This is a genomic window from Arthrobacter sp. CAN_C5, from assembly GCF_017875735.1.
In the GTDB taxonomy this organism is placed as follows: Bacteria; Actinomycetota; Actinomycetes; order Actinomycetales; family Micrococcaceae; genus Arthrobacter_D.
This window is the reverse complement of sequence record NZ_JAGGMZ010000001.1, coordinates 1245916-1266909: the sequence shown is the minus strand read 5'-3', so window position 1 is coordinate 1266909 and position 20994 is coordinate 1245916. Positions and strand designations below refer to the sequence as shown.

Here is a 20994-nt window from a genome sequence, read left to right as displayed (position 1 = left end):
TGACTGTCCTATCAACCCCGTCCCACTTGGCCGATCTCACGACTCCTCGAAGAATAATGACACACCCAAGGGCTACCGTTTGCGAGTATGGGACTTCTACTCGGATATGTCAGGACCTCGACCACTGATCAGCATGGTCGAATGCAGTTTGATGCTCTTATCGAAGCCGGTGTTCCGGAGAAACGGATCTGGTTTGACCAACTCTCAGGCGCCAAGGCCTCAAGGGAACGCCCAGCGATGGTCAAGCTACTGGAATACGCCCGAGAAGAGGACGAAATCCTGGTCTACCGGATCGACCGGCTCGGGAGGTCGCTGCTCGATATTCTGAATACTGTTGCCCTGATGCAGGAGCGCGGTATCCGGCTACGGTCATTGGTCGACAAGATTGATCCCTCCACGGCTCAAGGCCGTTTGCAGCTTGCGCTCTTTGCAACCCTGGCTGAATACGAACGTGAGCTGATCAACGAACGGGTCCGCGACGGGATCGCTGCAGCCAAGGCCCGCGGGGTGCGGTTCGGACAGAAACCTGTTGACCAGTCGAAGGTTGAAGACAAGCTGCGCTTGGCCCGGCGTGAGCTGGCTGAAGGCAAGACCGCCGAGCGCGCGGCCGGCGCCGTCGGCTGGTCCCGGTCGACCCTATACCGGTACCTGAAGCAGTACGGCACGGAGCAGCCTCCGATTGAGGGTCCGGTAGCTCTAGGCAGGGGGCGCTCACAATACGCAGACAGTGAGCCGCTGCCCCGTCGGAACTAGGTATTCCTTCGGCAACTGGTGACTAGTTGAGTTCAAGCTGGTAGCCATCTCACACGCATGGGTCGGCCACTAGTGGCAACTATCTAAATCGCAGGATCGGGCTAAAAAGTTTGAGACTTGCGATCGTCCCGCTACCGATCCAAACATCTTGGCGTTTGGGATTGACGTCATTTCGATCCGGATACTCACTTTCGGTGCGAAAGTGCCATTCGAGTCCCCGTCATTGCCTATATGGCAGACTCATTCCACACTAAACATTGGGCCAGAATCCGAGTCGTTAGAGAAGGTACTCCACGAAGCTATGAGAAACCCCTTGAATCAGCCGCAGAGTGATGCGCTGGACCGCGAGGTCATGCAGGTGGCTGCCCTAGCACTGCAGCAGGGATGGTCCACCCTGAGGCCCAATCCCAAGGGTCCAGGACCGCTCTACATGGATCTGCCTAGCAAATCCGGTCAAATCGCACTCGATGCATGGCCCAAATACCGGGCCGAACAGATCTACCCACCCCCCGGACTTATCCCACCCGAACCACTGGCGCCTTCGGTGTCAGGGATCCATTTTCTGCTTGGCGCCCCGGTCGTCATCCTCGGGGGGACGATATATTACGCGTCCGTTTCCAGCGGCGGAGGTGATGCCACCCAGGCCGTTACAATCCTTGGTTTGATCTATGTCGCCCTGGGTATTCTCGCGGCAATTCTGCAGAGTGCCTACGAATCTCGCCTCAGCCATTACTGGGTAAAGCACGATCCGTTTCGGAAACAGCGCAGAGACCTGCAGAAGAACCTCGAATCATACCTGAACCGATCGCTGCTGACTGCCGCCGAGGAGTACGGCCGTCCCGTAGCGACAATTGAACCGGACATGGTTGCTAAAGCCCCGCGGCAGCCGCTCCCGTACTCGCCTCAGTCAGGTCGGCCGCAACCTTTGCTCTCATGCACACCGCGGCAAGCAGAATACCTAGCGCGCGACTGGATGGCATTTCTTGGCGCAACCGGCGCTAAGGCATCCCAGGCTACAAGGGACGGGGGGATCGACGTCGTTGCCGATAGATTCGTTGCTGAGGTGAAGCATCGAGCAGTACCTTCATCACCGGATTTGATCCGCCAAATTTTCGGGGCGGCCACGGCTGAGCAAAAAGCGGCGCTTTTCTTCTCTTTAGGTGGCTACACCTCCGAAGCAGTGGCATTCGCCAACAAAACCGGAGTAGCTCTATTTGCCTACAGCCCCGAAGGGGGCACCATCTCCGCTAAATCCACTGCAGCGCGGAAAGCTCTCAAAGAGGGTCTGAACGCGTTACTTTGACGGGTGCTGTCCTCGAGCATGTCAGCCACCGCTGGGAGTCGAGCAAACATATCGGTCACCTCTTTGGTATGGATGTGAATTGCCCTACGGAAACGCTAAGGAACTTGCGCCTGGTTCGAGGCTCTGCCTTAACTAAGTGTTCACAGCCATTGTCAGAGGTTGGAGAGTGTCAGCTTCTGAGAGACCGGACAAATGTTTACGCTGATAGATCTGGTTTCTGACTTGTTGGCCCTCTAGTTCCTGTTTAGGCCCTCATCGCCGCGGGACAGTAATGCCAACTTGTAATGGACTTCGGCGTCATCTATCTGACGTGCCGGAGCGTTGGGCGAGAAGACCTGCAGGATGCTGAACTGGAGGCGCATCCGGTGGTTCAGGTCCGAATCGTTGAGTTCTCGCAGGGCTACGTTGCCACCGTGACCGGTCTTGGCGTATTCGGTCCAGCGCCCCAGGAAGCCACCAGCACCGTCAGCCTTCCCGACGTACAGTCGACGTGTCAACGTGTCAGCGATGAGGTAGATACCCTTCACAGAGGCGAGTGCGACCCTCCATTCCAGATAGCGGGAGTCCACCATAACTTCCTGGAGTGTTGCGAAGTCGATGATGATCGAGTCGAACCCAGGGAAAGGCACTTGCGCGCGGTCGGCGACTTCGACCACGTTGAAATCTTCCGCTTGGCTCCCCACCTTCGCCCAGTTGACCGCGTCCCCCGACCATTCGATTACCAACCTGTCGGTGTGGGCGGAGAAAACATGCGACGGCTCCAGGTCAAAGAACCGTTGATCGATCGTACGTTCGGAGTGAACTTCACCGTGGTTTTCATAGGCTGCGATGAACCGTCCGAGCCGGCCCGGGGCCCCGAGAAATACCAGCCAGATCCTGGGTGGGACCGGGGGCAGCTTGCCGCTTTTGATGCTTTGAGTGCGCGTGTAGTCCAGCAGTGAATCCCCGTGAGCAACCGCGCCGTCCGCCGCGAGTCCTTTAGGGGTGTGCCGGATCACCACCACGTCGGCCAGATCCATGCCTGCTGCGAGAAACAGGTGCCCGAGTTTCAGCCGGCCGGTCGAGTCGCTATCCACTGATCTCCTAGGTGTGCTGTGAAGCTTCAGTCTACGAGCCGCCGGGGACAGCCAGCTCTCGGGTAATTACGAGCAGCACCGTGACCTGCACGGGGCCCAGAAACGCTGAGATGCATCTCGGCCCTCACCGTTGTGCTCTTCGTTCGAGCATCCACCCCACAAAGGACATCACCCCATGGCAACAGATTACGACGAACCACGCGTCAAGGCCGAAGACCAGCCGGCTAACGAGTCTCTGGAAGCCATCCAGGTCCAGCGCAGCGCCACCTCGCAGGCGCCAACGATCGACGTCGACGAGGGGGAGATCACCGACGCTTTCGACCTGCCCGGTGAGATCCTCGACGAGGAATTGATCATCTCGGTCATCCCTGCGCGGGCGGACGAGTTCACCTGCATGTCCTGCGTCCTGGTGAAGCACCGCACGCAGCTGGCCCGGGAGAAGAACGGCTACGAATACTGTGCCGAGTGCGAAGGCTGACCGGGAAGTTCTTCCCCGCCTAGCTCAGCTGCAGATCGGCAGGCTGCAACAGCGACACGGTGACGCTGCCGTCGGTGATGCTTAACGTGTTGATCTGCGCCGCTGCTGCGGTTTTCAGGGCTTCCTCAACGTGGATGGACAGCAAGGCCACTGACGCCGCTGCCAGGGAAAAGTCCGGCCACATCGCGTGACGGGTCTCCTCATCGATGGCTATTCGCTCATGAATTGCCGCGATGCTCTGTTCGAACACGAGGATCCGCCCCGAAGACTGGGTGAGTTTCACCCGCGCACACGGACCCTGCCCGTCGAAGCTGACCGACCCCAGATGGCCCAGACCGGTCTTGAGCATTGCCCTGAACCAACCGTCCTCATAATCGGATGTCATGGTGGCCTCCTTGCCAAGATGGTGCTCAATTCTAGGCCTGACGGACGTCCAATGAGCTGAGAAACGGGTGAACATTTGGCGACAATCCTTCGTGTTCACTCGCATATCCCCACGGCTAAGCCACCGTATGCCAGGGTTCAGGTTGGCGGGACTGGCAATAATCACCGTGTCATCGCGGACACTGAGGAAGACGCGACATCACAGCGCCTCATCTTGTGTTCAATGAAGGCATGACAAGCCCAATCAAAAACATGCCCAACCACCCGGCCAGCAGCAGCCAGAGTCGCAGCAAGGTCCTCCTGGCAGCATTTGCCCTCAGCGTCCTCACCGTCGTCCTGTATGTACTCGCCTACACCTTGGGTTCATTCCTTCTGTAGTGTTCCTCGCAGCGGTGGCCAGCGGGGTTCTATTGGCTGTCTGGGCACCCCGGAAAAGGGAAAATCCCGGCAAGCGGACCGGAACCTTCGCGTTGACCTACGGCCTACTCGGAACTCTGGGGGCAGTAGCGTCGTTCGGCATCGGGCAAGTCCTGCAGCAACTCGATGTCCGCGCAGTAGCGACCTTCCTGTTTGTCGCTGGCTTTGGATTGACCATTTTGGGCTGGCAACATTCTTCGCTGGCGTCATCAAGCGCATCAACGCTTAATGCGACCAACCGAGTCCAGGTACGGCTCGTCAGGCGGTGCGGAGACCGAAGCGGTGCGCGGCGGCCAGGAGGTCCCGGTTGGTCCCGTGGATCTCGGTGCCTCCGTCGGAACTCATGGTGTCCTGGGACTTGTTCGCGCGCGGCCAGTAGGCCCAGCTGTAGCCGTGGCCGACCTTACTCGCGTAGCGGATACCGAGGGGGCTGCTTCCGTCCTCGAGGGTCTGGGCTTTTATCCAGGTGGCGACGATGGTAGTCGCGATCCGGCTTTCGCCGCTGAGGGTGGCACGAGTCAACCGGTCAACGCCCGCTTGGCGCAGTAGGCGCCCTGCCCCGTTACGGATGGCGGCCATGGACTCAGGGTGCTCGACGTCAACCCACCAGCCGGCGGATCCCAGAGTCAGCTCGTAGATCAGGCGGCCCTGCCACCATTCGCCGGATTCCGGGTCCGAGTCGAAGTAGCTTCCGAAGCCGGCAACATAATCGTTCAGGGTCAGCCCAAGGAAGGCGGCATCCCGGGTGATGGAATGCAGGGTTCTCGCGGAGGTGGCACGGCAGAGCATGGCCTGTTCGAAGGCGATCTCGTCGGTGTTGGCAATGTAGATCGTCGAGCCCGGGGCGTCGTACCGGTGCCAGGTCTCTTGGTCGACGCCTGCAATGCGCTCGTTGAGCTCATGGAATAGTGACCGGCTTCGCCGAGATAGCTGCCAGTCTCGAAGTCGTCAGTGACCCAAAGCCCGTTGTACGAATCCCGTCGTTCGCTCAAACTGCCTGCCGATCTTCAAGGAAAGCATTCAGCGCTGTCCCCAGTTCCCGGTGGCGGTCCTCACGGATGGCTGTGACTGGGGTGTCTTCGTTCAGGAACGGGTTTCCGCCGATGAACCAGGCGCGGGCAATACCGGGGGTCTCTGCCTCGGCAATGAGGATCCACGCCCGGTAGGCGAGCTGAAGTCGCTTCTGAAAGGCCGGCCCCGGAACAGTGCCGTCGGGTTTGGCCCACTTGTGGGGCAGCTTCGGGTCCTTCGACCCGGCAAGCGTGGCGACCAGCAGAGGTCCCAGATGACCGTTGAGGCGGTGGACCAGGTCATGGACGTCCAGGCGCGCGGCCTCGGCGTGACCGGCAGCAATAGCGTCCTGAACCTCCATGACACCACGATAACACCCTGATTACACCGTGGGTTAGTTGTGGCCAGGCAAAAGCTGGTCGGAGCGTTCCGCGCGTCGCCCACCGAGGCCTATTGATCAGGATCCTGGTGCGGCTATAGTTCGCTGAAGGGGAGATGCTGTGGTCTTTCCGCACACATCAGGCACGAAAGTACCTCCCATTGCCGGGCGGATGCTCGGGCAGCACCCGACTCTGGATCCGGCCCGGTCTCAAGGAACCCCATGACAGCCACTTCCAGACGTTTGCTGAAATCTGTGACCTCCCTCTCCGTTGCCGCCCTGCTGTTCGGCTCGTTGACGGCCAGCCCGGCGGCAGCCCAGCCCGAATCTCCCTTCGTCAATGTGCTCGCCGCCGAGGTTTCACCCGTCCAGCCCACCATCAGCGGCCTCGCCGCCGTCGGCTACAGCCTCAGCGCCGAAGCGAACCACTGGGGGCCGGAAGCGATTGTGGGCTACGAGTGGCTGCGTGACGGTCAGCCAATCGACTACTTTGGCACGGGACCCTTTTACCGGGTGATTCGCCCTGACATTGGCGCACGCCTGACGGTGAAGGCCACCCTGTACAACGAGTCGGAGGCCGTTGCCTCGACGATTTCGGACCCGACCAACGTCATTAAGGCACCGTTCGAGGATGTCTTCCTCCTCACAGCGCAGTTCGGCCACGAGATTACCTGGATGGCTGCGAACGACATCAGTACCGGGTGGACCGAGAAGGACGGCACCACAACCTACCGGCCGCTCGTCTCCGTGAACCGGGATGCGATGGCAGCGTTCATGTACCGGATGGCCGGCAGCCCTGTCTACACTCCCCCAGCGAAGTCACCGTTCGCTGACATCTCCACCAGCCAGCAGTTCTACAAGGAAATGGCCTGGCTGGCCTCCGAGGGGATCAGTACCGGCTGGACCGAAAAGAACGGCACCAAAACGTACCGGCCTCTGACCACCGTGAACCGGGATGCAATGGCAGCGTTCATGTACCGCCTCGCCGGAAAGCCCGCCTACACCGCGCCCACCAAATCGGTGTTCGCTGATGTTTCCAAGAGCCAGCAGTTCTACAAGGAAATGGCCTGGCTGGCCTCCACCAAGATCAGCACCGGATGGACCGAACGCAACGGCACCAAAACCTACAGGGCGCTGACCCCGGTGAAACGGGACGCGATGGCAGCGTTCATGTACCGGTTCTCCGAGAAGTTCTAGCGCTCCACCAGGAAAGCCCGTCGGACTCATCCCGGCGGGCTTTCCTGCGTCTTAGCCCCACACATCACGAATTGGACATGAATAACTCACCTGCCCAAAAGGTCTTCGAACAGGTTTCGTGTGTATATGATGCGAAGCGGAAAGAGCGTGTGTCTGTCCGCTTCGCATGCTTGCTAAAGAAGGTCGAGGCTCCGAGGCGGAAACTTTGGCAGCCGGTCCTGCTTCTGGCACCCGTCCGGCCCAGGGGCCTTACTGCCGGCCAGGTGAGCCGCCGAGGTCCTTCGGTCGGATCGGTCGTGGCAGCTCCCGGGTGCGCGTTCATGGGTCCCCGAGTCAACAATGTCCATGCCAAGGGCGCGGAGGTGCCGGCTGAGGACGTCTCGTCCAGTTCCGGCCCGCTCCACGATGGCAAACCTATTGACTGGGGCATTATTCATGGACTGGACCATGCGAAGATACGCGCAGCCTCAGCCGGGCAAATCGGCGGTTACAGGAATGGCGCGGATTCAGTCCTCTCCCTGTCTGATCCACCACCCGTAATTACTGTCAGCCCTCGTAAGCTTCATCAAGTAGCGCCTTCGCCGCAGAAGCTGCAGCGACGAAACGGTCCTCCCGAATTGCTTTCACAGGGGTCGTGTATCCAAGCCTAGGGTTCACGGTGATGGCCCATGACTGTGCGATGCTGGCATGCCGCGCCCGCTGAATGCTACTTAGTACTTCGTGGGCGAAGCGAAGTCGCGTGTCGGCAGAATCTGGGGGAACTGAGGTTCCGTCACCCCATTCGCGCACTAGGTCCGGGTCCTGGTGTCCCGACAAGCCGGCAACGATCCGCGGAGTCAACAGGTGGCTCAGCTTGCAGACCACATCTTTGATCTCGGGCGACAAGTATTCGTCTTGGCCGCCAGAGTGTGGGGAGGTCGTCATTTGGATTCCCTTTGCGCTAGTTCTTGATTTTAGCGTCAGTTAGATCGTCCCTGAATACAAGAACCGGATCTATATCTGCGCTCTACACGGCCCCTGTCGGAGAATGTCAGACGGCGCTGGCAGGATGTCGCCTAATGGCGACGAGTGCCGCCAACCCCGACTGGAGGAAACATGTATGAACGCTTTGACGGTGTTCTGCTCAGTTCCGATGATGAGCCCACAGAGTCTTCCACTGGCCTTCCCCGCGACCACGCGGATGCCGTAGATGAGCGAGCCGGTCGCGTTCCTGCATTTCCGCCGTTTGCCTTGAGCTTTTGCCCGGAATACTGGCCCTAACCTGGGCTGGTATTCGGGCGGCAACACTTTTTGGACCAGGACGGATTACTCACGGCAACCCGTGAAGAGCCGCACAGAGAGTCGACCCCGCGTCAAAGTCGGTCTGGAGAACCTGCAGGCCCGTAAATCAAGCCAAAAGGTGTTGCGGTCCGACGTGAACGGCATCACTAGGGCTTGAACCAGGTACTTGATCGTATTTCGGGTCGGTGTCAAATAGGGAGAGCAATGAGTGTCAACGGGCTGGCTCAAGCAGTGGAAGCGTCCAACTTCGTCACAGCATTCCACGGCTATGGCGTGAGCACAGCCGACATTGCCCGAGTCGTCCGGATCGACGTCGACACGGTGTGCGCATGGAAAACGGACGGTCCAAAACCCGGAGAAGATGCCTACATCCAGCTAGTGGGCCTCCGTGAGATCGTCTTGATGCTCTCTGATTCACTCACCCCTCGAGGGGTTGGACAGTGGCTGCACGCCAAGAATCGTCTACTGGACGGGAAGCGGCCCCTGGATGCGCTGGGTGAAGGTCAACAGCAGAAGGTCTGGGAAGCGGGGCGAGCTCTTGTTGCTGGATTCTACATCTGAGGAATTGGAACGGTGCGGGACCATTCACCTTCGTTTGTCACACCTGCAAACTAGGGTGAAGCAATGACTTCCGAACCCCGACCAATTGCTATTTTCGGGGACTGGCATGGGCACCTTGGCTGGGCGCTTGGCAGCCTCGATGCAGCAACAAAAGCCGGCGCAAGGACCCTCGTGCATGTCGGTGATCTAGGTCTTGACTTTCCTGGCCGACGCCGAGGCAGGTTCGAAAAGAAGCTCAATCGGATCCTAGTCGAACGCGAGATGACCCTCATCTTGTCTTTGGGCAACCACGACAACCATGACACGGCAACAAAACTCGAGGTGTGGGACGACGGTCTATCCTCCTTTCGGTCCAACATCAGGACCCTTCCCCGCGGCGGCCGTACCCTCATCGAGGGCCTCACCATCGGCGGTCTCGGCGGCGCCTACAGCATCGATCGGAAACATCGGACCGAGGGAAAAGACTGGTGGGCCAATGAGGAGCCCACTCAGGAAGAAGCTGACCTGCTTGTGGCAGGCGGCCCAGTGGACATTTTTATCACCCACGATGTGCCAGCTTCCGTCCCCATGAAAGGGGATCTTAAGCTTCCGGCAAACGTCGTTGCCCGGGCAGAGAGAACCAGAACTCTCCTCGATACGGTGGTGCGGCGATTGCGGCCTCCGCATCTATTTGCAGGTCACTGGCACCAACGACGGACATATGACCTTGTTCATGAAGCCGGCACGGTTACACGGGTTGACGTGCTCGCGAATGAGTTCGCTACCAACGGCAATGGCGTACTGGTGTGGCCGTCCGAACAGATGCCACTGAGGGTTGAACCTATGAGGATAACAACGAGATGAAGGGAAGGTTTGATCGGGAATGGGCCTAGACGAGTGGGAGTTTGATTTGGCGTATGACCTGGCCAATGGCCCGGGAACTCCGTCTCTGCTGACGCTGGCAAGTTGCGGAAGTCCTGCCGCCAGCCGGAAGATTATCCAGATTGCACAGCGGTTGGTTGGTAAGTCAGGTTGGCCGCTGTACGAACTGGTTGCCGGTCAGGTAGCGGCCGGACCATTGAGGGAAGAGGGTTTCCTCATTCTCAAGGATGTGCGGCGGCCCGTGCCGGAAGCGGTACCTGCCCTTGTTGCCGCACACCAGCACCTCATTACACGGAGTCTACCCGTCGGGTTGCTGGTCGTAGGGTCGGTCTCGGGGATCAGGGATCTACGTCGGCACCCTGTGATGGGCTTCCTTAGCCGAGCCTACCCAGTCGACCTCGCCTGACCTGAGTATGAAAGCCACCGCTTGTACAGGCGCCTGTTCTCGTCTCGATGTCCCAGTGGGCGGGTTGATTGCACAGGTGGGGGCCAACAATAGGGGCCTTGCCCGGGAAGGCCTTCGCGCGCTTAATGGTTCTGTGCCTATTACGCCGCTAGATTTACCTGTGGTTCCTCCTCTCAATGGAGTGCAGAAAGAACTGGCTCACTTTGGGGTCGCCCTGGACAAAAATATCCCTTCCAAAACCGCCACTAATCTGCTGATCGGGACGTGGAACCTGCGGGCTTTCGGCGGGTTGACCCGCTCCTGGGAATCCACTCGTGGAGACTCCCCTAAACGGAACTGGCACGCGGTCGCCTGTATCGCCGCCGTTTCCTCCAGATTCGACGTGATCGCCGTCCAAGAGGTCCGCCGAGACGTCACCGCTCTGCGAACCCTCATGACTATGCTCGGTCCGACTTGGAAGTTCATGACCTCCGACGTCACCGAAGGTTCTGCCGGCAACAGCGAAAGACTGACGTTTATCTATGACACCGACCGGGTCCAAGTATCGGGCCTTGTCGGAGAAATCGTTCTCCCCCCAGCAGCAGATGGCCCCGTCGAACAGTTTGCCCGTACCCCGTACGCCGCGGGGTTCACCCGAGGGGAAGTCGATTTCCTTCTGACCACCGTGCACGTCCTATGGGGAGCAAGCCCAGCGCAGCGGCTCCCCGAAATTACCGGCTTCGCCCAATGGATGCGCGACTGGGCCGACCGGCCAAACGACTGGAACCAGAATCTGTTCGTCCTCGGCGACTTCAACCTCGACCGGATCGGTAATCCGCTCTTTGAAGCGTTCATCTCGACCGGGCTCTGGCCCCCGACCGAGCTCAACAACGTACCGCGAACTATCTTCGACGCCAGCGGTGCAAACCATTTCTACGACCAGATCGCCTGGTTCTCCGAACCAGATGGCACCTCACTGCTGGAGTCAATGACTTACACCGGGCGGGCCGGCCATTTTGACTTTCTCCCCCATCTCTATCCCGATCTGACCCGCAATGAGGTCTCGTGGCGGATCTCCGACCACTACCCGCTATGGGCCGAATTCACCATCTGAAGGGAAAAGCATGAACGCCGAGCTCCGGTCACTCCACCGTGGCGCATTACAGCGTCGGGCACGGCAGCGAGTCGATCTGTTCGATGACATGCGCGCAGTGAAGATTGCAAGAGGCCATGGGCTCGCACAGCGAGAGATTGCTGACCTGCTCGTCACCAGCCAAGACATAGTCCACCGCCTCCTGAAGGCCGTCGAGCGGCGGGGCGGTGATCTCACCCCTGATCCTGCCGAGCTCATTATGCGGGCTTTCGCCTACGACAGTCCTCGCGGTGCATTACTTAACCAGCTGAAGGCGTACCCCTATGATTTCGGGAAGAATGCCCCGAGCCCGTATGAGGGCCGGCTGCCCGGCACTTGGGACCAGATCGTCGTAGCCTTCGCGCAGGAAATGCTGAGTAGAGAAGAGTTCGACGAATTGAAGAATGCAGTTGGCCGGTAATACGAGGTCAGTTCACGTCCCTCACAAGCACGTTGTCGCTTGTCCACGGTCATTACGCCACTGCAACCTGGTGAACCTCAGTGGCCACAATCGCCTCGAACATGAGGGGCCGCGTGATTCATCATCAGGAATGTCACCAACGGAGGCTAACGTCTGGTCTATCAAACTGCATCTAATCACCTTAGGGAGTCAGCCGTGAATGCCACTCTTAGTCCGCAGCAGAACGAGCAATCGACTTGCACAAACCGGAGATGTCATGACCCCGCGGACTGCCGCGATGGGCTTGCACCGGTTGACCCCCACCCTGTCCTTCTGCAGCCCCCGTTTCCGAGGTCGGGCGATGAATCCCTTTAGGAAGCGACCTTTGTGCCCGTCGCGCGGTCCTTTACCCGGCAGGCTCTCCTGGGATCTTACCCGGGCGGCGATGGACCGAGCCCTCAGCACAGAACCTCGCGTTCGTCGGATCGGGCTCGCATCACTACGAGCCCTCGCCTCGGGAACGTTGCTGAGCAGCATTGATCGAGCGGCAGCCATAAGTTGCATCAACATCTTGACAGAAAGCGAGTTTCGGCCAGATGAACGATCTTGACCTACTCTACGAGCTATCGGGTGACGAACCTGGAAGCTTCACCATCACCACTGAGAGCGGGACTGTGTACGTGGTGGACTGCACCCGGGGCTTCCTTCAGAGGTTTCCCAACGTTCGGCCGCCCACAACCGATTTCGCATCAATACCTGTATACGACCTCCGGCGTGATGAGAGTCGAATTCCCATCATTCGAATTGAACGACTAGTCGTCGGAGAGCGCGGAGTACTCATTTTAGACGTCGTCGAGGACGGCCAGACCGTAACTGTCCGCAGCACCACTCCCGTGCTCTCCATCGAACGGACCGCCAACACCGGCTGACGCTACACCCTGATGCTTGAGTCCCGGTCGTACAAGAGCAACCTCCGATCAGGGACTCGACGCACCTGGCCAGCCAGCTGCCTTGTCCCAGCGTTCTCCGAGTAGGTCGGGCGTTGAACCCTATTCGCGGACCTACTCACTAACTTGAGAAGGTGCCGTCTATCAACGCGGTCGCCGCCCCGGACACCTGGTCGAAGCGACCTTCGCGGATTGCCGTCACGGGCGTCTCGTCGCCCAACCAGGGATTTCCGCCGATGAACCACAACCTTGCAAGATCAGGGCCTTCAGCGCGACTGATCAGGCAGAACACCTTGTGTGCCAAAATCATCCGAGCGGCTTCATAATCGTTCGGGAGAGGTCCATCCTTCTCCACCCACTCCAAGCTAATCCGACGGGTTGGATTGCCCGCAAGGGCGCCGGTGAGCAGCGGTCCGAGCGTCCCATTTAGACCCGCTGCCGTCGTTCGTATCGAATCCGCTTCATGCTTCACTCGAACCATGTCCGCCTCCAAACATCCCGTTCTTGATCGGCGCGTCTGGCTGTGCCCCATAATCGGCGGGTCATAGAGACTCCTTCAGTCGTCCAATCCCATGCGTAGGCACCGCAGGTCCGCCCCGCCTGAGGATCGGCCTTCTTTGTGGCTGACGAGTTGTCAGCGCCTTCGATAAGCTTAATTGACGAGTTGACTAGGAGTGGAAGCGATGACGGACCCGGCCGACATCCAGCCGAGTAGGGCAGACCAAATCCTTCAGGCCGCCCGAGCACAGATACATGGAATCGCCATCAGCGGGACCGTGCCAGTAGAAGAAATTGCCAGGCGGATGGCTACTCAAGTCTCGCGCGAGCAGAGCGAAAACAGGCTTGCGCAGAAGGTCGGGCCTTTTTATGACGCCGAAGGGGTGCTCAACTGGCTGGGTGTCAGTCGCCAGGCGATCCACAAGCGCCGGGGAGCACGGACGATCCTTGGGTGCCGCACTGCCGATGGAAGATTCATCTACCCCGTTTGGCAGTTCCAGAACGACGGCAGGTTACTTGCCCGCCTGCCCGAGGTTCTCAAGGTGCTCGCGGCCGGTATCGACGACCCATGGACGTGGGCGCTGTGGCTACAGTCCGCTGTCGATGAAGAACTGGACGGCAAGACGGTGACCCAGTGGCTTCGCGATGGCGGTGACGTTGAACCAGTCCTCCGACTGGCCCGGAACGATGCCGCAGCGTGGGCCGCAGAAACCGAGCGGGTTTGGGCCTAGCGGCGATAGCCGATGTCACTGGGCGCGTACCTTGAGATCATGATGATCCGCGCGCGCGGAAGCCGACAACTGTGAGCGGGCGCCGTTCGATCCATGGACCCGCACCGGAATCGGAGTCGACAGCTGCAGCTGAAACCGAGCGCGCGAAGCATGCCGTGTCATCTAGGAAATCCGGCTGCGGGTTTCCCGCTCCTGGCCGTCATCCTGATCACCGCCGGGCTCACCATCTTCTCCGTCATCGCCAACGCCGTCGAGGGTGCCGAAATGGCCGAACGCCAAAGAGTCATTGACGCCTGCCACAGCGCCCTTTAAGTCGAGATCCCCGAGGCCGAAGTATCCCACCGGGTCAGAATCTACGACCTCGACGAGAACTGGTCCGGGTCAGGGCGGTTCCGTAATCCAGGATTGCCCGGGGATACCCGCGAGTGGATCGGCTTCGATTGCTCGGCAACCCAGAAGGTCATGGGCTGCGAGCTTGTCACCGCCACCATCTCCGAACCTTGACCAGCCAACCACCAAGCACGCCTGAGTATGTCAATGTGTTTTGGCCCCGGCTGGACGGCCGAAACTGGCCCCACTCGGCACACTTACAGATTAAAGCCCAGTAACAACAATTACCCGCTGCCGGTAGTCATGGAGCCACTTGAACGCGTCCGTTTCGAATGGAGAAAGGGCAGGGCGGAAGTTGTCAAGGTGAATGGGGCCAGTGGGAGTTAGGCGGCTGCTTCTGTCTGGGTTTCCTGGGATGGTTTGTTGATCCATGCCGCGCCGGGGACGGTGAGTATTTTTGGGTCCGTTTCGGTGCTGAATCGTTCGGGATTCTTCTGCCGTGCGGCGGCCAAAGTGATGGAGCGTTCGGTGGCCTTCGTCGCGGCAAGACCGTAGTGGACGTCTGCCGGGGTGTTTAGTCCGATTCCGGTATGGCGGTGGCTGTGGTTGTATCCTTCGACAAAAGTCGCCATGAAGGCCCTCGCATCGGCCAGGGAGCCGAATCGTTCAGGGAACACGGGAGCGAATTTCAAGGTCTTGAACCACGCCTCGCTGTAGGGGTTGTCATTGGATACGCGGGGCCTGGAGTGTGACCTGGTGACTTCCAGATCGGAGAGCAGTACAGCTACGGTCTTGGACGTCATAGAAGTCCCGCGGTCCGCGTGCACGATTTCCGGGATGCCGTGGATACCGAAGATTTCCTTCATCATCTCCACCGCCAACTCCCCGGATTCGTGGGCATGGACGTATGCGCCCACGATGTAGCGGGAGTAAATATCGAGCATCACGTAGGCATCGAAGTACTTACCCCTGACCGGGCCGGCAAGCTTGGTAATGTCCCAGCTGTAGACCTGCCCGGGGCCGGCCGCTGTCAATTCCGGAACGGTCCTGGGCGGATGGCGTGCCTGCCGGCGGCGCTCTTTGACCTGCTTATTCTCAGTCAATATCCGGTAGATCGTTGAGATTGAGCACAGGTAGGTCCCCTCGTCCAGCAGCTGCGCGTAGATCTGGACCGGGGCTAGATCCACGAAGCGGGCAGAGTTCACGGCAGCGAGGATACCGGCGCGTTCGTCCGGGTCGAGCTTGTTTGCCGGGACAGACACGGGCATCGGCCCGGCCTGCGGGATCCGCGGGCTGCGGGTTGCGGTCGCCCGCGGTATCCCGGCCAAGACCGCCGCTTCCCGCGTGGGGATATGCGCACCTGTGAGTTCGGCATAAACCCCCATCAGGGTTTCCTGTACCACTGCTGCTGCTCCTCGCTTTCGGAGATTTCCTCCAAAAGCTGCCGTGCTTTTCCCATGATGTCCAACGCTGCCCGAGTCCGTGCCAGCGTGCGTTCATTCACCTCCAGTTGCCGGCGTAGACGGGCGATTTCGGCCTGCTCAGCGGTAAGCTTGCCGATCTTCTCCCCGGGCTTCCTACCCTCGAGCACACCTGCATCACGGAGTTTGCGCCACTCAGTGATCTGGGAGGAATAGATGCCCTCACGACGAAGGTACGCCCCGCCTCCGGAGCCATCGTCACAGGCCTGTTGGTAAGCGGCCAGATGGGCTAGTTTCTGCGCCGGGGTAAACGACCTTCGAGGCCTTGGACCGCCGGCACGAGGGCCAGAATTACTCATGGACCCATCTTCCCGCACCCGGGAAATTGTGGAGATAGACATTGGTTCTGATCCTGATTCTCGCCCTACGAATTAGACGGACTTGCTATGAGCCACTGGCCTCAACTCACCCTGACACGTAGGGGGGCCGCCATTTATCAGTCCAATTCCCGTCTCGCGGCCGCGACCGAGCTACGTCACCAAATCGGGGTGCTTCATCCGATGGGTCCCAAGGATCTCCGCTCGGTAGTCAAAGACTTCTCCTTGCGGGATGGACGATCAGGATCTTTATCATGCGTTGGACTGGCCGCCGGACGGCACGAGGTGGCCGCACAGCGGCGCACCCGATATAACTCACTTCTGCTGGCGGGACGCGGCTACTAGCCTCGGTATTTCATGGGAGGTGGCCCCAGCGGGGTGTGTTAAGCGACGAAAAGTGCTCCTGACGTGGGAAAATGGTGTTGTCTACGCATCATGTCCACCGCGTCAAAAGGAGCACCTTTCTGGTGAGTCAGTCTACCGGTTTCTATCCCTCGGTCCGTGTTGATTCCGCCGGGACCGGTGTGGTGTCCCAGGCCGGCGGGCTGATCCTGGCGGAGACGGTGCGCGTCTCGGGTATCGGGGCGGGTCTTTCCGCGGGTCTGGAGGCGTGGCGTAAACCGTTCGCCCGCCATGATCCCGCGAAGATCATCACCGATCTGGCGCTGTCGCTGGCCACCGGCGGTGACTGTATCTCCGACATTGACAGGCTCCGTACGCAGCCGGATGTCTACGGTCCAGTTGCCTCTGATCCGACCATCAGCCGGCTGGTTACCACCGTCTCGACAATCAAACCTGCCAAGGTACTGTCGGCAGTCAATGCGGCCAGGGCCGCAGCCCGCGCCCATGTCTGGGCCGCGGCCGGGGACCACTCGCCACTGCACGGCGTCAGCACCGAGAACCCGCTCACCGTGGACCTCGACGCCACCTTAGTGAACTCGCATTCGGAGAAGGAAAAAGCGCGCCCCACGTGGAAGAGGGGGTTCGGGTTCCACCCGCTGGCGTCGTTCCTGGACCACGGTCCGGAGGGCACCGGGGAACCGCTGGCGGTGCTGCAGCGACCCGGCAATGCTGGGTCGAACACCGCTGCGGATCACATCACCGTGGTGCGGGACTCGCTGAAGCAACTCCCGGTGGGTTACCGGTCGGGGCGGAAGGTCATGATTCGCACCGATTCCGCCGGCGGCACCCACGAGTTCCTGAACTGGCTCACAGCTAGGCACCGCAACCTGGGTTACTCGGTCGGCTTCCCCATCCACGGCGCCGTCGAGGCAGTCCTGCCCCGGATCCCGAAGAAGGCCTGGGCCCGGGCGTATAACAGCGACGGGATCGAACGCAACGGCGCCTGGGTAGCGGACATCACCGCGATGCTGGACCTTGGCTCCTGGCCGGCCGGGATGCGCGTCATCGTGCGCAAAGAGGAGCCCCATCCAGGGGCGCAGCTGCGGATCACCGACATTGACGGAATGCGCTACACCGCGTTCGCCACCAACCAGAAACGCGGACAGCTCGCGGACCTGGAAGTCCGCCACCGGCTCCGGGCCCGCTGCGAGGACCGGATCCGTAACGCCAAAGACACAGGCCTTCAGAACCTACCCCTGCACTCCTTCGCCGCGAACACGTTCTGGTGCCACCTGGTCATGCTCGCCGCCGAGCTCACCGCCTGGACCCAAATGCTCGCCTTCCACGGGACCAAAGCCAGACGCTGGGAACCAAAGAAACTCAGGGCACGGATCTTTGAAATCGCCGGGAAGATCAGCACCCACGCCCGCAAGCTCATCCTTCACCTCGCCGCGGCAGCACCCGACACAGGCCTGCTGATCAAAGGCCTGGAAAGGATCAGGGCACTGAGCCCGCCATAGTGGCAAACAGGCCCACCCCAGGAAACCAGGAAAGCCCGCACAAACACGATGGACGTGGAACCCTCAACGACTCCCGCCACCGGTCAGCGGCCGCACTGTCACACCCGCATGCAAGAATCAATCACATCAGGCAGCCAGTAAGCCCTGCCCCCGCGGAAACCCCACCCCATGAAAGATCGAGGCTAGGTTGCGCGGCTGGCTCAAACACCGCCTGAACGCCTGGCAGACACGATTGGTGAACCGCTCTACTCCCGGACCCACCGCGAGCAAATGGCGTACCAGGCCATTGAGCGCCGTCGGATTCTCGAAGAACACGCCCGCGCGGCGCGCCGGAAGCCGAAGGGAACTCCATACCCCTGCCCTGGCGGCTACGCCTCGCAGAACAGATCAAACAAGGCGAGCAAGATAGAGCACAGCAGTTTCCTGCCAAGGGCGATGCCAAGCGTATTGGTTGCTCGTTTGGCGTTCCCAGCTGAGACCTTCTCTATACGTCACTTATGGTACGAGCCATACGGCTGAACTGGTCCCAGCTATCACGGAGCCAATCGAGCTGAAGCAAGAGAGATTGCTGTTGTTACCTGCTCGGTGCATCCCCACTGCACGTACTCCATTCGATACGAATTGGTATACCGGAGCGCCGCTATCCCCGTTTCTGGTTCCTCCGTCTTCCCAATTCCAGCAGTAGGCGTTGTTGACATATTTGGCTGGGTTGTCATTGTAGGTCTGCACATTAATGTAGTTCCCGTTTAACGCCCCACATTTTTCACCGCCTGTGTATGCTCCTCGGGTACAAACCCTCGTACCTGACTTGAGGTCTGCCGAGTCCCTACGTGTCAGGGTGAGTTGAGGCCAGTGGCTCATAGCAAGTCCGTCTAATTCGTAGGGCGAGAATCAGGATCAGAACCAATGTCTATCTCCACAATTTCCCGGGTGCGGGAAGATGGGTCCATGAGTAATTCTGGCCCTCGTGCCGGCGGTCCAAGGCCTCGAAGGTCGTTTACCCCGGCGCAGAAACTAGCCCATCTGGCCGCTTACCAACAGGCCTGTGACGATGGCTCCGGAGGCGGGGCGTACCTTCGTCGTGAGGGCATCTATTCCTCCCAGATCACTGAGTGGCGCAAACTCCGTGATGCAGGTGTGCTCGAGGGTAGGAAGCCCGGGGAGAAGATCGGCAAGCTTACCGCTGAGCAGGCCGAAATCGCCCGTCTACGCCGGCAACTGGAGGTGAATGAACGCACGCTGGCACGGACTCGGGCAGCGTTGGACATCATGGGAAAAGCACGGCAGCTTTTGGAGGAAATCTCCGAAAGCGAGGAGCAGCAGCAGTGGTACAGGAAACCCTGATGGGGGTTTATGCCGAACTCACAGGTGCGCATATCCCCACGCGGGAAGCGGCGGTCTTGGCCGGGATACCGCGGGCGACCGCAACCCGCAGCCCGCGGATCCCGCAGGCCGGGCCGATGCCCGTGTCTGTCCCGGCAAACAAGCTCGACCCGGACGAACGCGCCGGTATCCTCGCTGCCGTGAACTCTGCCCGCTTCGTGGATCTAGCCCCGGTCCAGATCTACGCGCAGCTGCTGGACGAGGGGACCTACCTGTGCTCAATCTCAACGATCTACCGGATATTGACTGAGAATAAGCAGGTCAAAGAGCGCCGCCGGCAGGCACGCCATCCGCCCAGGACCGTTCCGGAATTGACAGCGGCTGGCCCCGGGCAGGTCTACAGCTGGGACATTACCAAGCTTGCCGGCCCGGTCAGGGGTAAGTACTTCGATGCCTACGTGATGCTCGATATTTACTCCCGCTACATCGTGGGCGCATACGTCCATGCCCACGAATCCGGGGAGTTGGCGGTGGAGATGATGAAGGAAATCTTCGGTATCCACGGCATCCCGGAAATCGTGCACGCGGACCGCGGGACTTCTATGACGTCCAAGACCGTAGCTGTACTGCTCTCCGATCTGGAAGTCACCAGGTCACACTCCAGGCCCCGCGTATCCAATGACAACCCCTACAGCGAGGCGTGGTTCAAGACCTTGAAATTCGCTCCCGTGTTCCCTGAACGATTCGGCTCCCTGGCCGATGCGAGGGCCTTCATGGCGACTTTTGTCGAAGGATACAACCACAGCCACCGCCATACCGGAATCGGACTAAACACCCCGGCAGACGTCCACTACGGTCTTGCCGCGACGAAGGCCACCGAACGCTCCATCACTTTGGCCGCCGCACGGCAGAAGAATCCCGAACGATTCAGCACCGAAACGGACCCAAAAATACTCACCGTCCCCGGCGCGGCATGGATCAACAAACCATCCCAGGAAACCCAGACAGAAGCAGCCGCCTAACTCCCACTGGCCCCATTCACCTTGACAACTTCCGAGTTGCCAATACTTCTAACTACTTTGTTGCTAGTGGCGGTTTGAAAAAGGTAAGCGGTACCATTCGCCGACATTCGAAAGATGGCGGCATCTGTATACGCAGGACTCGCGCCATACATTGTGTTGTCTTGAATATTCCCTCTCTGGATGCCCGCAAACCTGACCAGTCGGCCATCTGGTCCACAGTGTCCAGCGGTGGAGCCGTAGGCAAGTCCTCCCTTTTTCATCAGGAAGCCTGTAGTACAGCCATTCAACGAGCCGACAGCAAGAAACTTACCGGCTCTGTAAGGGTTTTCCGAAGGACTCTCCTCTTCAGTCATCACCTGTAGATCGAAGGTTATCCCCGCTTTGAGACCTTGCACACTTAGACGATTCTCCTCGGTCGAGCGGCTAAGTGTGAGTTCCCGACCAATCTCGCCCGAAATGCCCTGGGCTGCCTCGCTTAATGTCGCATCGTCAGCAGTAGAAATATGCACATTGCCGGAAAAGTAGTTTTTTGAAAGGGTCTGAAGTACTCCTAGATTTTTATACGCCCAAGCCTGCACCCCCTCGTATAAAGCGTCAACTTCTGCCCTCGAAACCTGAGAGTCAACAAATTCCAGTGTCACCGACGGGTATACGAAGCCCGCCAAAAGCTTTAACCTCTCATCCGATGTAAGGCCAATGACTCCGATGGTGACCGTCCGTGTGTCCTCATTGAGAGTGATCTCTGTGTAGCGTTCACCGAGCACGTCTGTTAAGCGCTTTTCAAGCTCTTCCATTGGGACATCATCGGTGAGGGAGAGCGAACCAGGAACCCATTTGTCTGACGATGTTGATGAAGCCATGGGCG

At 59.6% G+C, this 20994-nt stretch carries 21 protein-coding genes; 14 read left to right on the top strand and 7 right to left on the bottom strand.

The annotated features are described in order from the left end of the window. Positions 1–87: 87 nt before the first annotated feature. Together H4V95_RS05990 and H4V95_RS18285 are read left to right on the top strand one after the other, a co-directional pair. Entirely contained in the window at positions 88–753 is a 666-nt protein-coding gene (locus H4V95_RS05990; protein ID WP_209729354.1) for a recombinase family protein, read from the top strand. A 313-nt stretch (positions 754–1066) separates the two neighbouring features. Continuing rightward, positions 1067–2056 carry a restriction endonuclease gene (locus H4V95_RS18285; RefSeq protein ID WP_245345593.1) on the top strand — a complete coding sequence of 330 codons (990 nt, stop codon included), beginning with the start codon at positions 1067–1069 and terminating at the stop codon, positions 2054–2056. Positions 2057–2289: 233 nt separating this feature from the next. Here the strand turns inward: H4V95_RS18285 and H4V95_RS05980 are convergent, their stop codons facing one another. Further along, the gene (locus H4V95_RS05980; RefSeq protein ID WP_209729352.1) at positions 2290–3132 is read right to left on the bottom strand and encodes a GIY-YIG nuclease family protein; all 843 of its coding nucleotides are present in this window, start codon (positions 3130–3132) and stop codon (positions 2290–2292) included. A 175-nt stretch (positions 3133–3307) separates the two neighbouring features. Here H4V95_RS05980 and H4V95_RS05975 point away from each other — a divergent pair, with 175 nt between their 5' ends. Next, the gene (locus H4V95_RS05975; RefSeq protein ID WP_209729350.1) at positions 3308–3610 is read left to right on the top strand and encodes a DUF4193 domain-containing protein; all 303 of its coding nucleotides are present in this window, start codon (positions 3308–3310) and stop codon (positions 3608–3610) included. Between the two features lie 19 nt (positions 3611–3629). On the opposite strand, the gene H4V95_RS05970 is transcribed toward H4V95_RS05975, so the two are convergent. Continuing rightward, complete coding sequence (locus H4V95_RS05970; protein ID WP_209729348.1) at positions 3630–3995, bottom strand: hypothetical protein; 366 nt, start codon at positions 3993–3995, stop codon at positions 3630–3632. Between the two features lie 230 nt (positions 3996–4225). Between H4V95_RS05970 and H4V95_RS05965 the strand changes: the two genes are divergently transcribed. Then, a complete protein-coding gene (locus tag H4V95_RS05965; RefSeq protein ID WP_209729347.1) occupies positions 4226–4372 on the top strand; it encodes a hypothetical protein in 147 nt (48 codons plus the stop codon). Positions 4373–4669: 297 nt separating this feature from the next. On the opposite strand, the gene H4V95_RS05960 is transcribed toward H4V95_RS05965, so the two are convergent. Both H4V95_RS05960 and H4V95_RS05955 read right to left on the bottom strand, forming a co-directional pair. Beyond that, entirely contained in the window at positions 4670–5200 is a 531-nt protein-coding gene (locus tag H4V95_RS05960; protein ID WP_209729345.1) for a hypothetical protein, read from the bottom strand. Positions 5201–5399: 199 nt separating this feature from the next. Next, positions 5400–5783, bottom strand: coding sequence for a hypothetical protein (locus H4V95_RS05955; protein WP_209729343.1), 384 nt, complete (start codon positions 5781–5783; stop codon positions 5400–5402). Positions 5784–6548: 765 nt separating this feature from the next. Between H4V95_RS05955 and H4V95_RS18280 the strand changes: the two genes are divergently transcribed. The 6 genes from H4V95_RS18280 (at position 6549) to H4V95_RS05925 (ending at position 12547) form a co-directional block, all read left to right on the top strand. Further along, the gene (locus H4V95_RS18280) at positions 6549–6998 is read left to right on the top strand and encodes an S-layer homology domain-containing protein (RefSeq protein WP_395939867.1); all 450 of its coding nucleotides are present in this window, start codon (positions 6549–6551) and stop codon (positions 6996–6998) included. A gap of 1485 nt (positions 6999–8483) precedes the next feature. After that, a complete protein-coding gene (locus H4V95_RS05945; RefSeq protein ID WP_209729339.1) occupies positions 8484–8840 on the top strand; it encodes an antitoxin Xre/MbcA/ParS toxin-binding domain-containing protein in 357 nt (118 codons plus the stop codon). Positions 8841–8903: 63 nt separating this feature from the next. Next, positions 8904–9683, top strand: a complete 780-nt coding sequence (locus tag H4V95_RS05940) for a metallophosphoesterase (RefSeq protein ID WP_209729337.1) — start codon at positions 8904–8906, stop codon at positions 9681–9683. A gap of 479 nt (positions 9684–10162) precedes the next feature. Next, entirely contained in the window at positions 10163–11200 is a 1038-nt protein-coding gene (locus H4V95_RS05935; protein WP_312883957.1) for an endonuclease/exonuclease/phosphatase family protein, read from the top strand. A 10-nt stretch (positions 11201–11210) separates the two neighbouring features. Then, positions 11211–11639 (top strand): hypothetical protein, encoded by a 429-nt coding sequence (locus H4V95_RS05930; RefSeq protein WP_209729335.1) that lies wholly within the window; start codon positions 11211–11213, stop codon positions 11637–11639. A gap of 575 nt (positions 11640–12214) precedes the next feature. Next, on the top strand, positions 12215–12547 hold the full coding sequence (locus tag H4V95_RS05925; protein WP_209729333.1) for a hypothetical protein: 333 nt from the start codon (positions 12215–12217) through the stop codon (positions 12545–12547). Between the two features lie 139 nt (positions 12548–12686). On the opposite strand, the gene H4V95_RS05920 is transcribed toward H4V95_RS05925, so the two are convergent. Continuing rightward, positions 12687–13046 carry a hypothetical protein gene (locus H4V95_RS05920; protein ID WP_209729331.1) on the bottom strand — a complete coding sequence of 120 codons (360 nt, stop codon included), beginning with the start codon at positions 13044–13046 and terminating at the stop codon, positions 12687–12689. Positions 13047–13248: 202 nt separating this feature from the next. Between H4V95_RS05920 and H4V95_RS05915 the strand changes: the two genes are divergently transcribed. Together H4V95_RS05915 and H4V95_RS05910 are read left to right on the top strand one after the other, a co-directional pair. Further along, complete coding sequence (locus H4V95_RS05915) at positions 13249–13794, top strand: hypothetical protein (protein WP_209729329.1); 546 nt, start codon at positions 13249–13251, stop codon at positions 13792–13794. 150 nt (positions 13795–13944) lie between these two features. Further along, positions 13945–14106, top strand: coding sequence for a hypothetical protein (locus H4V95_RS05910; protein ID WP_209729327.1), 162 nt, complete (start codon positions 13945–13947; stop codon positions 14104–14106). Between the two features lie 401 nt (positions 14107–14507). Here the strand turns inward: H4V95_RS05910 and H4V95_RS05905 are convergent. After that, positions 14508–15904, bottom strand: a protein-coding gene (locus H4V95_RS05905; RefSeq protein WP_209728238.1) for an IS3 family transposase whose coding sequence is annotated in 2 segments (ribosomal slippage) — positions 14508–15553 and positions 15553–15904 — 1398 coding nt in all. Because the reading frame shifts where the segments join, the coding sequence is not laid out codon by codon here. Between the two features lie 485 nt (positions 15905–16389). On the opposite strand from H4V95_RS05905, the gene H4V95_RS05900 reads away from it, so the two are divergent. Beyond that, entirely contained in the window at positions 16390–17784 is a 1395-nt protein-coding gene (locus H4V95_RS05900; protein ID WP_209729325.1) for an IS1380 family transposase, read from the top strand. 948 nt (positions 17785–18732) lie between these two features. After that, a protein-coding gene (locus H4V95_RS05895) for an IS3 family transposase (RefSeq protein WP_209728238.1) occupies positions 18733–20129 on the top strand; the annotation gives its coding sequence in 2 pieces (ribosomal slippage) (positions 18733–19084 and positions 19084–20129; 1398 coding nt in all). On the opposite strand, the gene H4V95_RS05890 is transcribed toward H4V95_RS05895, so the two are convergent. Continuing rightward, positions 20126–20923, bottom strand: coding sequence for a hypothetical protein (locus H4V95_RS05890; RefSeq protein WP_209729323.1), 798 nt, complete (start codon positions 20921–20923; stop codon positions 20126–20128). The two genes, H4V95_RS05895 and H4V95_RS05890, sit on opposite strands and share 4 nt — an antisense overlap. Positions 20924–20994 lie beyond the last annotated feature (71 nt).

Excerpts from the sequence above, each read along its gene's own strand:
- H4V95_RS05975 (WP_209729350.1), top strand. The coding sequence starts at position 3,308 with ATGGCAACAGATTACGACGAACCACGCGTCAAGGCCGAAGACCAGCCG.
- H4V95_RS05925 (WP_209729333.1), top strand. The coding sequence starts at position 12,215 with ATGAACGATCTTGACCTACTCTACGAGCTATCGGGTGACGAACCTGGA.
- H4V95_RS05940 (WP_209729337.1), top strand. The coding sequence starts at position 8,904 with ATGACTTCCGAACCCCGACCAATTGCTATTTTCGGGGACTGGCATGGG.
- H4V95_RS05970 (WP_209729348.1), bottom strand. The coding sequence starts at position 3,995 with ATGACATCCGATTATGAGGACGGTTGGTTCAGGGCAATGCTCAAGACC.
- H4V95_RS05930 (WP_209729335.1), top strand. The coding sequence starts at position 11,211 with ATGAACGCCGAGCTCCGGTCACTCCACCGTGGCGCATTACAGCGTCGG.
- H4V95_RS05960 (WP_209729345.1), bottom strand. The coding sequence starts at position 5,200 with ATGCTCTGCCGTGCCACCTCCGCGAGAACCCTGCATTCCATCACCCGG.
- H4V95_RS05915 (WP_209729329.1), top strand. The coding sequence starts at position 13,249 with ATGACGGACCCGGCCGACATCCAGCCGAGTAGGGCAGACCAAATCCTT.
- H4V95_RS05945 (WP_209729339.1), top strand. The coding sequence starts at position 8,484 with ATGAGTGTCAACGGGCTGGCTCAAGCAGTGGAAGCGTCCAACTTCGTC.
- H4V95_RS05965 (WP_209729347.1), top strand. The coding sequence starts at position 4,226 with ATGACAAGCCCAATCAAAAACATGCCCAACCACCCGGCCAGCAGCAGC.
- H4V95_RS05990 (WP_209729354.1), top strand. The coding sequence starts at position 88 with ATGGGACTTCTACTCGGATATGTCAGGACCTCGACCACTGATCAGCAT.
- H4V95_RS05920 (WP_209729331.1), bottom strand. The coding sequence starts at position 13,046 with ATGGTTCGAGTGAAGCATGAAGCGGATTCGATACGAACGACGGCAGCG.
- H4V95_RS05910 (WP_209729327.1), top strand. The coding sequence starts at position 13,945 with ATGCCGTGTCATCTAGGAAATCCGGCTGCGGGTTTCCCGCTCCTGGCC.
- H4V95_RS05890 (WP_209729323.1), bottom strand. The coding sequence starts at position 20,923 with ATGGAAGAGCTTGAAAAGCGCTTAACAGACGTGCTCGGTGAACGCTAC.
- H4V95_RS05955 (WP_209729343.1), bottom strand. The coding sequence starts at position 5,783 with ATGGAGGTTCAGGACGCTATTGCTGCCGGTCACGCCGAGGCCGCGCGC.